A 12,601-nucleotide genomic window follows, 5' to 3' on the forward strand; every position below is an offset into this window, starting at 1 on the left:
TCCCAAGTGACAGGTTCCAGCATGCGCATCGACGCCATCTCCATCGGCAAGAACCCGCCCGAAGAAGTCAATGTCCTGATCGAAGTGGCGATCGGGGGCGAGCCGATCAAGTACGAGATGGACAAGGAGGCCGGCACGCTCTTCGTCGACCGCTTCCTCTATACGCCGATGCGCTATCCCGGGAACTACGGCTTCATCCCGCATACGCTCTCGGAAGATGGCGACCCGTGCGACGTGCTCGTCGCCAATACGCGCCCGCTGGTGCCGGGCTCCTATATCGCGGTGCGTCCCATCGGCGTGATGCTGATGGAGGACGAGGCCGGCGGCGACGAGAAGATCCTCGCCGTGCCGGTGCCGAAGCTGACCAAGCGCTACGAGAACGTCCATAACTACACCGACCTGCCGAAGATCACGCTCGACCAGATCCAGCACTTCTTCGAGCATTACAAGGATCTCGAGCCCGGCAAATGGGTCAAGCTCAAGGGCTGGGGCGATGCCGCCATGGCCAAGAAGCTGATCGTCGAGGGGATCGAGCGGGCGAAGGCCGAGAAGGCCTGAGCGTCATCCCGCACGCGCTGCGGCACGTGAGTGCTGCTGCGCGGATGCGGAACCGTTTTCAGGAAAGGGCGCCCTCTCGTGCAGGGGGCGCCTTTTTATTTGCGAGACGCCTTCTCGTCGTACGGTCCCGTGTCTGCGGCGCACCGCTACGCGCTGCTCCGCGCACGGGATGACACGTGTCTACGCCGCGATCGCTTCAGCCAGCGCCACAGTGCGGCGGGCCATGTCTGCATGCAGCAGCTCGACCATGCGGCCGTCGAGCTGGATCGCGCCTTTGCCGGCATTCTCCGGCAGGTCGAAGGCGGCGATGACGGCGCGGGCCTTGGTCAGCTCGGCCTCGTCGGGCGCGAAGACGGCGTTGGCCACCGCGACCTGCGAGGGGTGTATCAGGGTACGGCCGTCGAAGCCGAGATCGCGACCCTGCTCGCATTCGGCCAGGAAGCCGGCCTCGTCCTTGATGTCGTTATAGACCCCGTCGAGGATGTCGATGCCGTGGGCGCGGGCGGCGAGCAGGGCACCGGTCAGCCAGGGCAACATCGGCGCGCGGCCGGGCACGAAGCGGGCGCGGGTTTCCTTGGCGAGGTCGTTGGTGCCCATGACGAAGCAGGCGAGCCGCGCCACGGGATCGCGCACCGCCCGCGCGATGCGCTCGACATCGAGGATGGCGAGCGGCGTCTCGATCATCGCCCAGACCGCGATGGCGGGATCGGCCCAGAGGCCGTTCAGCTGGCTGCCGACCTCGTGCAGCGTCTCCGGCGCGGAGACCTTCGGGATCAGGATCGCCTGCGGCTTCGCCTCGGCGGCGGCGGCGAGGTCCTCGGCGAACCAGGGCGTGCCGACGCCGTTGACGCGGATCACCAGCTCGCGCCGGCCATAGCCGCCGGCCTTTACGGCGGCACAGACCTGCTCGCGCGCCGTTGCCTTGGCATCGGGCGCGACGGCGTCCTCGAGATCGAGAATCAGGACGTCGGCCGCGATCTCACGGGCCTTTTCGAGCGCGCGGGCGTTCGAACCCGGCATGTAGAGGGCGCTGCGGCGGGGGCGTATCGTGCTCATGGTCTCTCCTGACACGGGCCGGCTTGTGCTGCGCCGCACAGTAGACCAACGCAGCTGCAATACCAGCGCTGCGAAAGGCGGAGGAAACGGGAATGGCCTGGCTTGCCGGCGTCGATGGCTGCAAGGGCGGCTGGATTGCCGCCATCGCTTCCACTGAGGGAGCGGACGCGCCGCTGATCCGGGTGGTGCCGCGTTTCGCCGATCTGTTCGCGGGCGAGATCGTGCCCGACCTCGTCGCGGTGGACATGCCGATCGGCCTGCCGGACCGTGTGCACGGTTCTGGACGCGGCCCCGAGCAGGCGGTGCGGGCGCTGCTCGGCGACAGGCAGTCCTCGGTCTTCTCCATCCCCGCGCGTAGGGCGGTCGAGGCGACCGACTATTGGGAGGCCTGCGCACTGGCACTCGCGGCGTCCGATCCGCCGCGCAAGGTCTCCAAACAGGGCTTTCACCTGTTTCCGAAGATTCGGGAAATCGACGGCCTGCTGCGATCCGAATCCGGCTTGCGCGCGCGCGTCTTCGAGATCCATCCCGAGCTTGCCTTCCGCACGATGCGGGGCGCGCCGCTGCTTCACCCCAAGAAGATCAAGGGCGTGGTCAATCCCGAGGGGCTGGCCGAACGCCGGAGCCTGCTGGCTGCAGCTGACATTCCGGCGGAGACAGCCGGTGCCCGCCCGCCGAGAGGAGCCGCACCCGACGACCTGCTCGACGCATTGGCGGCGCTGGTCGTCGCCCGGCACATTGCCGCCGGGCGCGGGCGGCCCTTCCCCGATCCGCCGGGACGCGATAGCCACGGGCTTCCGATTGCGATCTGGACCTATCGTCCAGTGTCCGAGCCTGAGCAGGATATCGTCATGAGCGCACGCCCCGTCACCCGTCCGATGATCGAGGAAGCGGCGGCGCGCATCGCCGGCCATGCCCGTGTCACGCCCGTGATGCGGCTGGGCGCGGGCGCTTTCGGTTCCGAGGCGGATATCTCACTCAAGCTCGAATGCCTGCAGCATGCCGGCTCGTTCAAGACGCGCGGCGGCTTCAACAATCTGCTCTCGCTGCCGGTGCCGGCGGCGGGCGTTTCGGCCGCGTCAGGCGGCAACCACGGCGCGGCGGTGGCCTATGCCGCGATGAAGCGTGGCGTGAAGGCGACGATCTTCGTGCCGGAGATTTCGCCGGCCGCCAAGATCGAGGCGATCAAGCGTTTCGGCGCCGATGTCGTGGTCGGCGGCGCGCAATATGACGATGCCCAGGCGGCCTGCGACCGTTTCGTCGCTGAGAGCGGCGCGCTCAAGATTCATCCCTTCGCGGCGGCGGAGACCATTACCGGTCAGGGTACGCTCGGCCGCGAATGGGACCTTCAGGAGCCCGATCTCGATACCGTGCTCGTTGCGGTCGGCGGCGGTGGCCTGATCTCGGGCATCGCGAGCTGGTTCGCCGGCAGCAAGGTCAAGGTCGTCGGTGTCGAGCCCGAAGGCTCGCGCGCCTTGCAGGCGGCGTTCGACGCCAAGGGGCCGGTCGAGGTCAAGGTCGCGTCGGTGGCGGCGGATTCGCTCGGCGCCCGCAATGTCGGCCAGCTCGTCTATGACGTGACCCGGGACAGCGTCGATCACGTCGCTCTGGTGCCGGATGCCGCGATCACCGAGGCGCAAGGCGTGCTCTGGCGCGATTTCCGTCTTGCGGTCGAGCCGGGCGGGGCGGCGGCGCTGGGCGCGCTGCTCTGCGGCGCCTACAAGCCTGCCAAGGGCGAACGGCTTGGCGTTCTCGTCTGCGGCGCCAATGTCGACCTGACGAAGCTTGCTGCTATCGTTGGCTGACCGATCTCGGCTTTCGTCGGGGCTGGACGCGGCCCCTGGTTGCAACGCAAACTTGCCTGCGATCAGGAGGCGATGCATGCCCGGCTCTAGCCCTAAGACGAATTCCGGCCGTTTCTTCGAGGATTTCCACCTCGGCGACAGCATTGTCCATGCCACGCCGCGCACGGTGCGGGCCGGCGATGCGGCGCTCTACTCGGCGCTCTACGGCTCGCGCTTCGCGGTGCAGTCCTCGGATGCCTTCGCTGGGGCGATTGGCTACCCCACCGCGCCGGTCGACGACCTCCTCGTGTTTCACATCGTCTTCGGCAAGACGGTGCCGGATATCTCGCTCAATGCCGTCGCCAATCTCGGCTATGCCGACGGGCGTTTCCTCAAGCCGGTCTATCCGGGCGACACGCTCTCGACCACTTCGGAGGTGATCGGACTGAAGCAGACCTCGGCCGGCGATGCCGGCATCGTCTATGTCCGCTCGATCGGCCGCAACCAGCACAACGAGATCGTGCTGAGCTATGCGCGCTGGGTTCTGGTGCGCAAGCGCGAGCCCGGTACGCCGGCCCATGCCGAACAGGTGCCGGAGCTGGCCAAGGCCGTGCTGCCGGAGCAACTCGGCGAGGGCTGCCCCCGGATCGAGCTTGCTGCCTATGACGACGCGCTCGCCGGCTCGACCTTCCGCTGGAGCGATTATGCCGTCGGCGAGCGGATCGACCATGTCGACGGCATGACCGTCGAGGAGGCCGAGCACCAGCTCGCGACGCGGCTCTATCAGAACACGGCGCGGGTGCATTTCGATGCGCATGCGGCGCAGGGCACCCGCTTCGGCAAGCGCCTGATCTATGGCGGCCATGTCATCAGCCTGGCGCGGGGGCTCTCCTTCAACGGGCTCGGCAATGCCTTCCACATCGCGGCGATCAATGGCGGGCGCCATGTCGCGCCGCTCTTCGCCGGCGACACGGTCTATGCCTGGAGCGAGGTGCTGGGCAGCGCCGAGATTCCGGGGCGTAGCGATGTCGGCGCGTTGCGACTCAGGCTGGTCGCGACCAAGAACCGGCCTTGCGCGGATTTCCCGCTGAAGGCCGGCGATCAGTATGATTCCAGCGTGATTCTCGATTTCGACTACTGGGCGCTGCTGCCCCGGTAAGGTTTTCGTAAGAAAATGACGATTTTCAGAATCTGTAACTTCGTTCTGCGCCTGCCGCATTGCAGCGTCGGAACGGTTTCGTTAGAGAACCAGTCACTCTAGAATGATCCCAAATGGGTCCGCGCGTTTCAAGCGGGCCGCTTGATCGGAGAATGATATTGGCCGAGGTCAAGCCCGCGGCTCGTCCGCTTTCGCCCCACCTGCAGATCTATCGCTGGTCCTGGACGATGGCGATGTCCGTCGCCCATCGCGTCACCGGCACGGGGCTCTATCTCGGCACGGTGCTGATCGCCGCCTGGCTGGTCGCTGCCGCTTCCGGCCCGGCCGCCTTCGATACCGCGCAGTGGATCGCCGGCTCCTTCCTCGGCCGGCTCGTGCTCTTCCTCTACAGCTTCTCGCTGATCCACCACATGTGCGGGGGCTTGCGCCATTTCGTCTGGGACATGGGCAAGGGCTATGAGCCGCAGACCCGCATGAACATGGCGAAGTTCACGCTCGTCGCCTCGGTGAGCCTGACGGTCCTGGTCTGGATCGTCGCCCTGGTCCTGCGCTGAGGAGCCGCGCCATGCTGTCCAATTCCTCGATGCGCACCCCGCTCGGCCGCGTTCGCGGCCTCGGCTCCGCCAAGTCCGGCACCGGCCATTTCTGGCTGCAGCGCGTCACCGCCGTCTCGAACCTGATCCTGACGATCATTTTCACCGGCATCGTCATCGCGCTGGTTGGCCGGCCCTATCCGGCCGCGGTCGCGCTTCTGTCGCATCCGCTCGTCGCGATCCTGATGCTGCTCTTCATCCTCTCGGCCTGCGTCCATATGCGGCTGGGCATGCAGGTCGTCATCGAGGACTACGTCACCAACGAGGGTCTCAAGATCCTCGCCGTGATGGGCAACACCTTCTTCGCCATCGCCGTCGGCGCCGCCAGCGTCTACGCGGTGCTGAAGCTGTCTTTTGGAGGCTGATCCGATGGCGATCACCAAGTCCCGCCCGGTCCCGGCCTATACCGGCACCGCCTATCCGATCACCGACCACACCTTCGACGTCGTCGTCGTCGGCGCCGGCGGCGCCGGCCTTCGCGCCACGGTCGGATGCTCGCAGGCCGGCCTGCGCACCGCCTGCATCACCAAGGTGTTCCCGACCCGCTCGCACACCGTCGCAGCCCAGGGCGGCGTCGCCGCCTCGCTCGGCAACATGGGCAAGGACACCTGGCAGTGGCACATGTACGACACCGTGAAGGGGTCGGACTGGCTCGGCGACCAGGACGCCATCGAATATCTCGTGCGCAATGCGCCGGCTGCCGTCTACGAGCTCGAGCACTGGGGCGTGCCCTTCTCGCGCACCGAGGACGGCCGCATCTACCAGCGTCCCTTCGGCGGCATGACCACCGAATTCGGCGAGGGCCCGCCGGCCCAGCGCACCTGTGCGGCGGCCGACCGCACCGGCCACGCCATGCTGCACACGCTCTATGGCCAGGCGCTGCGCTACAATACCGAGTTCTTCATCGAGTATTTCGCCATCGACCTGATCATGGACGAGGACGGCCATTGCCGTGGCGTGATCGCGCTCAAGCTCGATGACGGCACGCTGCATCGCTTCCGCGCCCAGCAGACCATCCTGGCGACCGGCGGCTATGGCCGCGCGTATTTCTCCGCGACCTCGGCCCATACCTGCACCGGCGACGGCGGCGGCATGGTGCTGCGCGCCGGCCTGCCGATGCAGGATATGGAGTTCGTGCAGTTCCACCCGACCGGCATCTACGGCTCGGGCTGCCTGATCACGGAAGGCGCGCGCGGCGAGGGCGGCTATCTCACCAATTCCGAGGGCGAGCGCTTCATGGAGCGCTACGCCCCCTCGGCCAAGGACCTCGCCTCGCGCGACGTCGTCTCGCGTTCGATGACGATGGAGATCCGGGCCGGCCGCGGTGTCGGCAAGGACAAGGACCACATCTACCTGCATCTCGACCATCTCGATCCGAAGATCCTGCACGAGCGCCTGCCCGGCATCTCGGAGAGCGCCAAGATATTCGCCGGCGTCGACGTGACCCGCGAGCCGATTCCCGTGCTGCCGACCGTGCACTACAACATGGGCGGCATCCCCACGAACTATCACGGCGAGGTGCTGACCAAGGTCGGCGGCGATCCGGACACGGTGGTGCCCGGCCTGATGGCGATCGGCGAGGCGGCCTGCGTTTCCGTCCACGGCGCCAACCGTCTTGGCTCCAACTCGCTGATCGATCTCGTGGTGTTCGGCCGCGCGGCCGGCTTGCGCTGCGCCGACACGGTGACGGCGGGCGAGAAGCAGCCCGAGCTGCCGAAGAACTCGTCGGACCTCGCGCTCACCCGCCTCGACAAGTATCGCAACGCCTCGGGCGGCACGCCGACCGCGGTGCTGCGCGACCGCATGCAGCGGACGATGCAGAACAACTGCGCCGTCTATCGCGAGGGCGACACGCTGGAAGAGGGCCACAAGCTCATCCACGAGGTCTGGAACGGCATCACCGATGTCGGCACCAAGGATCGCTCGCTGATCTGGAACTCCGACCTGATCGAGACCCTGGAATTCGACAACCTGATCACCCAGGCGGTCGTGACGATGGACTCGGCGCTGAACCGTCCGGAAAGCCGCGGCGCGCATGCCCGCGAGGACTATCCGAACCGCGACGACAAGGACTGGATGAAGCACACGCTCGCCTGGATCGACGACGAGAAGCGCACGATCACGCTCGATGACCGGCCGGTGCACACTTACACGATGTCCAACGACATCGAGTACATCAAGCCCAAGGCACGGGTGTACTGAGGGACTCCGATGGCTGAATTCAATCTCCCGAAGAACTCCCGCCTCGTCGAGGGCAAGGCCTGGCCGAAGCCGGCTGGCGCCAAGAAGCTGACCGAGTTCAAGGTCTATCGCTGGAGCCCGGACGACACCGAGAATCCGCGCACCGACACCTATTATGTCGATCGCGACGATTGCGGGCCGATGGTTCTCGACGCGCTGATCTGGATCAAGAACAAGGTCGACCCGACGCTGACCTTCCGCCGCTCCTGCCGCGAGGGCATCTGCGGTTCCTGCGCCATGAACATGGATGGCAAGAACGGCCTAGCCTGCACCACCGGCATCGACGAGTGCGGCGCCAAGGGCAAGGTCGCGATCTACCCGCTGCCGCATATGCCCGTGGTCAAGGACCTCGTGCCCGATCTGACGCGCTTCTACGCCCAGCACGCCTCGATCGAGCCCTGGCTGCAGACCACGACGCCGGCCCCCGAGAAGGAATGGCGCCAGGCCAAGGACGACCGCGAGAAGCTCGACGGTCTCTACGAGTGCATCCTCTGCGCCTGCTGCTCGACCTCCTGCCCGAGCTACTGGTGGAACGGCGACCGCTATCTCGGCCCGGCCGCGCTGCTGCAGGCCTATCGCTGGCTGATCGATAGCCGCGACGAGGCGACGGGTGAGCGGCTCGACAATCTGGAAGACCCGTTCCGGCTCTATCGCTGCCACACCATCATGAACTGCGCGAATGCCTGCCCGAAGGGCCTGAACCCGGCCAAGGCGATCGCGGAAGTGAAGAAGATGATGGTCGCCCGTCAAGTTTGATGACGCACTTTCCGGTATCGACATCGACGCCAGCCCTTGGGCTGGCGTTTTTGTTCTTAGCTATCGGCGAGATGTCGATGAAGGGCGCGGGGAACCCTTCTCCCGTGTGGGAGAAGGGCGGGGATGAGGGCCTGCCCTAATCGGATGACCTGCGCCGCGGCAGCTGCCCCTCTATCCGCGCCAGCTGGATGAGCGGCGGTCCCTCACCCCTGCCCCTCTCCCATCCGGGAGAGGGGTTCCCCGCGGCTGTTTCGATAGGCCTCTGTACGAATCTCAGCCGATATAGCGCTCCGGTCGGAACGGCGTCGGGTCGATCGGGGGCTTCTCGTTGCACACCATCGCGGCGATGATCTCGCCGGTGATCGGGCCAGTCGAGAAGCCGATATGCTGGTTGCCGAAGGCGAGCCAGAGACCGGGGTTGCGGGGCGCCTCGCCGATCATCGGCAGGGAATCCGGCAGAGTCGGCCGGGCGCCGCGCCAGGTCTCGCCGACGACCTCGCCGAGCGGGAAAGCCTCGCGGGCCGCGGCGGTCGCGCCGTCGATCTGGCGGTGTTCGTCGGCTGCGTCGCGGAAGGAGAGGTCGACGCCGCTGGTGACGCGAAAGCCCTGCTCCATCGGCGCCATGTAATAGGCGCCGTCGACATCGTAGATCGGCCGCGACAGGCCGGTGCCGGCGTCCGGCTTGAGATGGCGGTGGTAGCCGCGTTCGACATCGAGCTTCGGATCGAGCCCGAGCGGCTTCAGCAGGTCGCCGCTCCAGGGCCCGAGTGCGACGACTACGAGATCGGCTTCGAACGCGCCCGCAGCGGTGCTGGCGCGCCAGCCCTTGCCATTGCGGGCGAGGCCGGTGATCGCAGCCTGCTCGATCCGACCGCCGCGCTGGGCGAAGAGCGCCGCATAGGCTTCGGTGACGGCGCCGGGGGAATCGACCGAGCCGACGCAGGGGATCAGGAGCCCGGCCGGGAAGATCGGGTTCAGGCCGGGCTCGACACCGGAAATGCCCTGCCGGTCGAGAACCTGCGACTCGATGCCGTGTCTCTCTAGGAAATCATGCTCGGCCCGGGCGGCCTCATGGCCGGCCTCGCTACGCCAGAGCTTGAGCGTTCCGGTCTCGCGCAGGCGATGCGATACGCCCGCCTCGGCCATCAGGACGCGGTGACGCTCGACCGTGCTCGCCGTCAGCGCCTGCAAGGCTGCGATACGGGCCTTCGCCTGCGACGGACGGGCTTCCCAGAGGAAGCGCAGCAGCCAGCCTGGCCGGCTGAAGGCGCGGGCCCAGCTCAGGTTGAGCGCCGGATGGCGGTTGCCGAGATAGCCGGTGATCTTGGCGTAGAGCGAGGGGTTGTTGAGCGGCACGATCGAGGAAGCCGCGAGCACGCCGGCATTGCCATAGGAGGTTTCGCGGCCCGGCGCCTTGCGGTCGATCAGAGTGACCGCGATGCCGCGCTTCTGGAGCGCGAGCGCGCAGGAGACGCCGACCATGCCGGCGCCAAGGACGAGAGCTGTACGGGTCAAGGCGATGTCGCTCCGGCCTCAGCCGGCTCCTTCAGCCAATGGTCGAGGAAGGCATCGAGCCAGAGCCGGATCGCCGGATCGTGCTGGAACCAGCCGGGGATATGGGTGTGGCCGAGCTGGGCGCCCGGCATCAGCGTGCGCTCATAGCCGCGCACCGACCAGCGATACATCATCGCCGGCGTCACCTCGGGGTGGAACTGGATGCCATAGGTCTTCGAGCCGGTGCGGATCGCCTGCACCGGGAAATCGCCGCCGGTCGCAAGGCATTCGGCACCGCTCGGGCAGTCGAAGCCGTCGCGATGCCATTGATAGACCGTGCCGGGCCAGGCGAAGCCGGCCGTCGCAGCATGGGAATGGCCGGCATCGGTGACGTCGAGCGGGTAATAGCCGACCTCGGCGCGGCCCTCGCCATGGGTATAGACGCGTGCGCCCATATGTTTCGCCAGCATCTGCGCGCCCAGGCAGATGCCGAGGAAGGCGGCATCCTCCTTCAGGCAGGTGCCGATCCAGTCGATCTCGGTCTTGACGAAGTCTTCCGGGTCATTGGCGCCCATCGGGCCGCCGAAGATCACGGCGCCGGCATGCTCGCGCATGGTCTGCGGCAACGGATCGCCGAAGCGCGGCTTGCGGATGTCGAGCGCATGGCCGCGGGCCTGCAGCAGGCGCCCGACGCGGCCGGGCGTCGAATGCTCCTGATGCAGCACGACCAGCACCGGCTTGGGCGCGGGCCTCGGCTTGCGGGCGGTGAGGGGAGAGCGGGTGCGGCGGGCCGGACGCAGAGGGAAGGCGTGGTCGTTCATCACGGACTTCAAGGTCGCTCGCGCGGTACGTTTGGGAGGGACGGCGCGCGAAGCCATGCCAGATCGCTCCCGAGCATGCGGTTCCAGACGGAACGAAGCAAGCAATTTATGCGCCGGAATGCGGCAATCGTCCGGCAATCTTCGGCCTGCTTATCGCCGCCGTAAGGGTCGCGCAGGGCGTTCAGCTTGACGTCGGTGGCCATATCTGAGATGAGAATGAACATTCATTCTCATTGTTTCGAGTTCCAATGCCACCCGTGGTTCCCGCCTCGTCGCCCGAGTCCGTCTTGTCGGAGCGGCATATCCGCATTCTCGACGCGGCGGAGCGCGTCTTCGCGCGCGCCGGTTTCCATGCCGCGACGATGCAGGATGTCGCGGCCGAGGCCGGCATGAGCCCAGGCAATCTCTATCGCTACTTCGCGTCGAAGGACGCGATCATCGAGGGCATGACCGAGCGCGACCGCAGCCTGATCGCGGAGGATTTCGGCAAGCTCTGTCCGAATAACGGCGCGCTGCTCGATCAGCTTGAAGCGCTCGGCCGCAAGCATCTCGTGGAGCAGCCGCGTGAGAAGGCGGTGATCGCCGTGCAGATCTGGGCCGAGGCCGCGCGCAATCCCGGCATGGCGCGGATGTGCGCGGATATCGAAAGCACGGTGATCGAGGGTCTGGCAGCCGCGATCCGCGAGGCCAAAGTCAATGGCGAATTGCCGCCGCAGCTCGACGAGGGGCGCTTCCTGATGGCGCTCTCGATGATGGCGGACGGTTTCTTCTGCCGGCGGGCGATGGACCCGAATTTCGACATCGCTGCTGCTGCCGACACGCTCTTCGACGGCATGCGCCAGCTCTCCCAGACGATGCTCCTGCCCGAAACGGCGGTGCAATCGTGATCTCTGCTTCCTTCGGGCGCTTTCCATTTCCGCTCGGCCGGATGGCCGCAACAGGATGTTCTTCGATGTCCCTTCGTTCGATCGTTCCGCTGAACGCGATGATCGCCCTCGCGCTGCTCGCCGCGCCGCTGCCGCTGCAGGCGCAGACGGCTGCCCCGGCCGCGCCCGCGGCTGCCGGGCCTTCCGTCACGGTGACGCAGGCGCAGACGACCGAGATCGTCCAGAGCGTGGTCGTGTCCGGCTCGATCGTCGCACGCGACGAGATCCTGGTCGCGCCCGAGGTCGATGGCCTGGCGATCGTCGAATTGCTGGCGGAAGAGGGCGACAAGGTCGCGCGCGGACAGGTCCTGGCCCGCCTGAGCCGCGTGACGCTCGATGTGCAGAAGGTGCAGAACGACGCCCAGATTGCACGCGCCGAGGCTCTGGTCGCCCAGGCCAAGGCCCAGATCGCCGAGGCGGACGCCAATCTCGTCCAGGCCAACAATGCCTTCGACCGCACCAAGTCGCTGCGCGAGAGCGGCAATGCCAGCATCGAGATGTTCGACCAGCGCGCCGCCGCCGCGCGTTCCGGCGAGGCCCGGGCCAACTCGGCCCGTCAGGCCCTGGCGATCGCCAGCGCCGATCTCGCCCTGGCGCAGGCGCAGGGCAAGGACATCGCGGTGAAGCTCGCGCGCACCGAGATCAAGGCGCCGCGGGCCGGCATCGTCAGCCGGCGCACGGCACGGCTCGGCGCGATGGCGAGCATGCTGCCGCAGACCGACCCGCTGTTCCGGATCATCGCCGATGGCGCCGTCGAGCTGGAGGCGCAGGTCGCCGAGGTCGAGCTGCCCAAGCTCAAGCTCGGGCAGGGCGTCGCCGTGACCCCGGCCGGCGCCAATGATGCGCTGGCGGGCACGATCCGCCTGATCATGCCGGAGGTCGACAAGGCCTCGCGGCTCGGCCGCGTGCTCGTCGCGCTCGACGGCAACCCGCCGGTCGCGATCGGCTCCTTCGCGCGCGGGATCATCGAAACCGGCCGCAAGCGCGCCGTGACCCTGCCGCTTTCGGCCATCACCTATAACCGCGCCGGCGCGACCGTGCAGTCCGTGAAGGACGGCAAGGTCACGACCAAGCCGGTGACGCTCGGGCTTGTCGGCCATGGCCGCGCCGAGATCGTGACCGGCATTTCAGAGGGCGAGACGGTCGTGGCGCGCGCGGGCACCTTCGTGCGCGACGGCGACACCGTCACGCCGGTCGCGACGAACTGACGGAC

At 67.2% G+C, this 12,601-nt stretch carries 13 protein-coding genes; 9 read left to right on the top strand and 4 right to left on the bottom strand.

The annotated features are described in order from the left end of the window. The first annotated feature begins 21 nt into the window (after positions 1–21). Positions 22–558, top strand: a complete 537-nt coding sequence (gene ppa / locus WFK61_RS03745) for an inorganic diphosphatase (RefSeq protein WP_336810193.1) — start codon at positions 22–24, stop codon at positions 556–558. Positions 559–738: 180 nt separating this feature from the next. On the opposite strand, the gene WFK61_RS03750 is transcribed toward ppa, so the two are convergent. Beyond that, the gene (locus WFK61_RS03750) at positions 739–1,614 is read right to left on the bottom strand and encodes an HpcH/HpaI aldolase/citrate lyase family protein (protein WP_336810194.1); all 876 of its coding nucleotides are present in this window, start codon (positions 1,612–1,614) and stop codon (positions 739–741) included. Between the two features lie 92 nt (positions 1,615–1,706). Here WFK61_RS03750 and WFK61_RS03755 point away from each other — a divergent pair, with 92 nt between their 5' ends. The 6 genes from WFK61_RS03755 (at position 1,707) to WFK61_RS03780 (ending at position 8,147) form a co-directional block, all read left to right on the top strand. After that, complete coding sequence (locus tag WFK61_RS03755; RefSeq protein WP_336810195.1) at positions 1,707–3,419, top strand: serine/threonine dehydratase; 1,713 nt, start codon at positions 1,707–1,709, stop codon at positions 3,417–3,419. Positions 3,420–3,495: 76 nt separating this feature from the next. Continuing rightward, a complete protein-coding gene (locus WFK61_RS03760; protein WP_336810196.1) occupies positions 3,496–4,557 on the top strand; it encodes a MaoC family dehydratase in 1,062 nt (353 codons plus the stop codon). Positions 4,558–4,709: 152 nt separating this feature from the next. Beyond that, on the top strand, positions 4,710–5,111 hold the full coding sequence (gene sdhC / locus WFK61_RS03765) for a succinate dehydrogenase, cytochrome b556 subunit (protein ID WP_336810197.1): 402 nt from the start codon (positions 4,710–4,712) through the stop codon (positions 5,109–5,111). An 11-nt stretch (positions 5,112–5,122) separates the two neighbouring features. Beyond that, positions 5,123–5,515: a succinate dehydrogenase, hydrophobic membrane anchor protein gene (gene sdhD, locus WFK61_RS03770; RefSeq protein WP_336810198.1), complete on the top strand. Its 393-nt coding sequence runs from the start codon at positions 5,123–5,125 to the stop codon at positions 5,513–5,515. Positions 5,516–5,519: 4 nt separating this feature from the next. Continuing rightward, positions 5,520–7,352, top strand: a complete 1,833-nt coding sequence (sdhA, locus tag WFK61_RS03775; RefSeq protein ID WP_336810199.1) for a succinate dehydrogenase flavoprotein subunit — start codon at positions 5,520–5,522, stop codon at positions 7,350–7,352. 9 nt (positions 7,353–7,361) lie between these two features. Beyond that, positions 7,362–8,147 (top strand): succinate dehydrogenase iron-sulfur subunit, encoded by a 786-nt coding sequence (locus tag WFK61_RS03780; protein ID WP_336810200.1) that lies wholly within the window; start codon positions 7,362–7,364, stop codon positions 8,145–8,147. Positions 8,148–8,420: 273 nt separating this feature from the next. Here WFK61_RS03780 and WFK61_RS03785 read toward each other — a convergent pair whose 3' ends face one another. From WFK61_RS03785 to WFK61_RS03795, 3 genes are read right to left on the bottom strand one after another with little or no spacing between them, the layout of a single operon-like run. After that, positions 8,421–9,662, bottom strand: a complete 1,242-nt coding sequence (locus WFK61_RS03785; RefSeq protein WP_336810201.1) for an NAD(P)/FAD-dependent oxidoreductase — start codon at positions 9,660–9,662, stop codon at positions 8,421–8,423. Beyond that, complete coding sequence (locus WFK61_RS03790) at positions 9,659–10,462, bottom strand: glutamine amidotransferase (protein ID WP_336810202.1); 804 nt, start codon at positions 10,460–10,462, stop codon at positions 9,659–9,661. Before WFK61_RS03790 ends, WFK61_RS03785 begins: the two co-directional genes overlap by 4 nt. 8 nt (positions 10,463–10,470) lie before the next feature. After that, positions 10,471–10,686, bottom strand: coding sequence for a hypothetical protein (locus WFK61_RS03795; protein ID WP_336810203.1), 216 nt, complete (start codon positions 10,684–10,686; stop codon positions 10,471–10,473). Positions 10,687–10,749: 63 nt separating this feature from the next. Between WFK61_RS03795 and WFK61_RS03800 the strand changes: the two genes are divergently transcribed. Continuing rightward, positions 10,750–11,349 (top strand): TetR/AcrR family transcriptional regulator, encoded by a 600-nt coding sequence (locus WFK61_RS03800; RefSeq protein WP_336810204.1) that lies wholly within the window; start codon positions 10,750–10,752, stop codon positions 11,347–11,349. A gap of 65 nt (positions 11,350–11,414) precedes the next feature. Then, entirely contained in the window at positions 11,415–12,596 is a 1,182-nt protein-coding gene (locus tag WFK61_RS03805; protein WP_336810205.1) for an efflux RND transporter periplasmic adaptor subunit, read from the top strand. The last annotated feature ends 5 nt before the right edge of the window (positions 12,597–12,601 follow it).

This window comes from Allobosea sp. MMO-172, assembly GCF_037147855.1.
Classification (GTDB): domain Bacteria; phylum Pseudomonadota; class Alphaproteobacteria; order Rhizobiales; family Beijerinckiaceae; genus Allobosea.

What these genes read in the sequence shown, in the direction of transcription:
- ppa (WP_336810193.1), top strand. Translation starts at nt 22, where the DNA reads ATGCGCATCGACGCCATCTCCATCGGCAAGAACCCGCCCGAAGAAGTC.
- sdhC (WP_336810197.1), top strand. Translation starts at nt 4,710, where the DNA reads ATGATATTGGCCGAGGTCAAGCCCGCGGCTCGTCCGCTTTCGCCCCAC.
- WFK61_RS03780 (WP_336810200.1), top strand. Translation starts at nt 7,362, where the DNA reads ATGGCTGAATTCAATCTCCCGAAGAACTCCCGCCTCGTCGAGGGCAAG.
- WFK61_RS03750 (WP_336810194.1), bottom strand. Translation starts at nt 1,614, where the DNA reads ATGAGCACGATACGCCCCCGCCGCAGCGCCCTCTACATGCCGGGTTCG.
- sdhA (WP_336810199.1), top strand. Translation starts at nt 5,520, where the DNA reads ATGGCGATCACCAAGTCCCGCCCGGTCCCGGCCTATACCGGCACCGCC.
- sdhD (WP_336810198.1), top strand. Translation starts at nt 5,123, where the DNA reads ATGCTGTCCAATTCCTCGATGCGCACCCCGCTCGGCCGCGTTCGCGGC.
- WFK61_RS03755 (WP_336810195.1), top strand. Translation starts at nt 1,707, where the DNA reads ATGGCCTGGCTTGCCGGCGTCGATGGCTGCAAGGGCGGCTGGATTGCC.
- WFK61_RS03760 (WP_336810196.1), top strand. Translation starts at nt 3,496, where the DNA reads ATGCCCGGCTCTAGCCCTAAGACGAATTCCGGCCGTTTCTTCGAGGAT.
- WFK61_RS03805 (WP_336810205.1), top strand. Translation starts at nt 11,415, where the DNA reads ATGTCCCTTCGTTCGATCGTTCCGCTGAACGCGATGATCGCCCTCGCG.
- WFK61_RS03790 (WP_336810202.1), bottom strand. Translation starts at nt 10,462, where the DNA reads ATGAACGACCACGCCTTCCCTCTGCGTCCGGCCCGCCGCACCCGCTCT.
- WFK61_RS03795 (WP_336810203.1), bottom strand. Translation starts at nt 10,686, where the DNA reads ATGTTCATTCTCATCTCAGATATGGCCACCGACGTCAAGCTGAACGCC.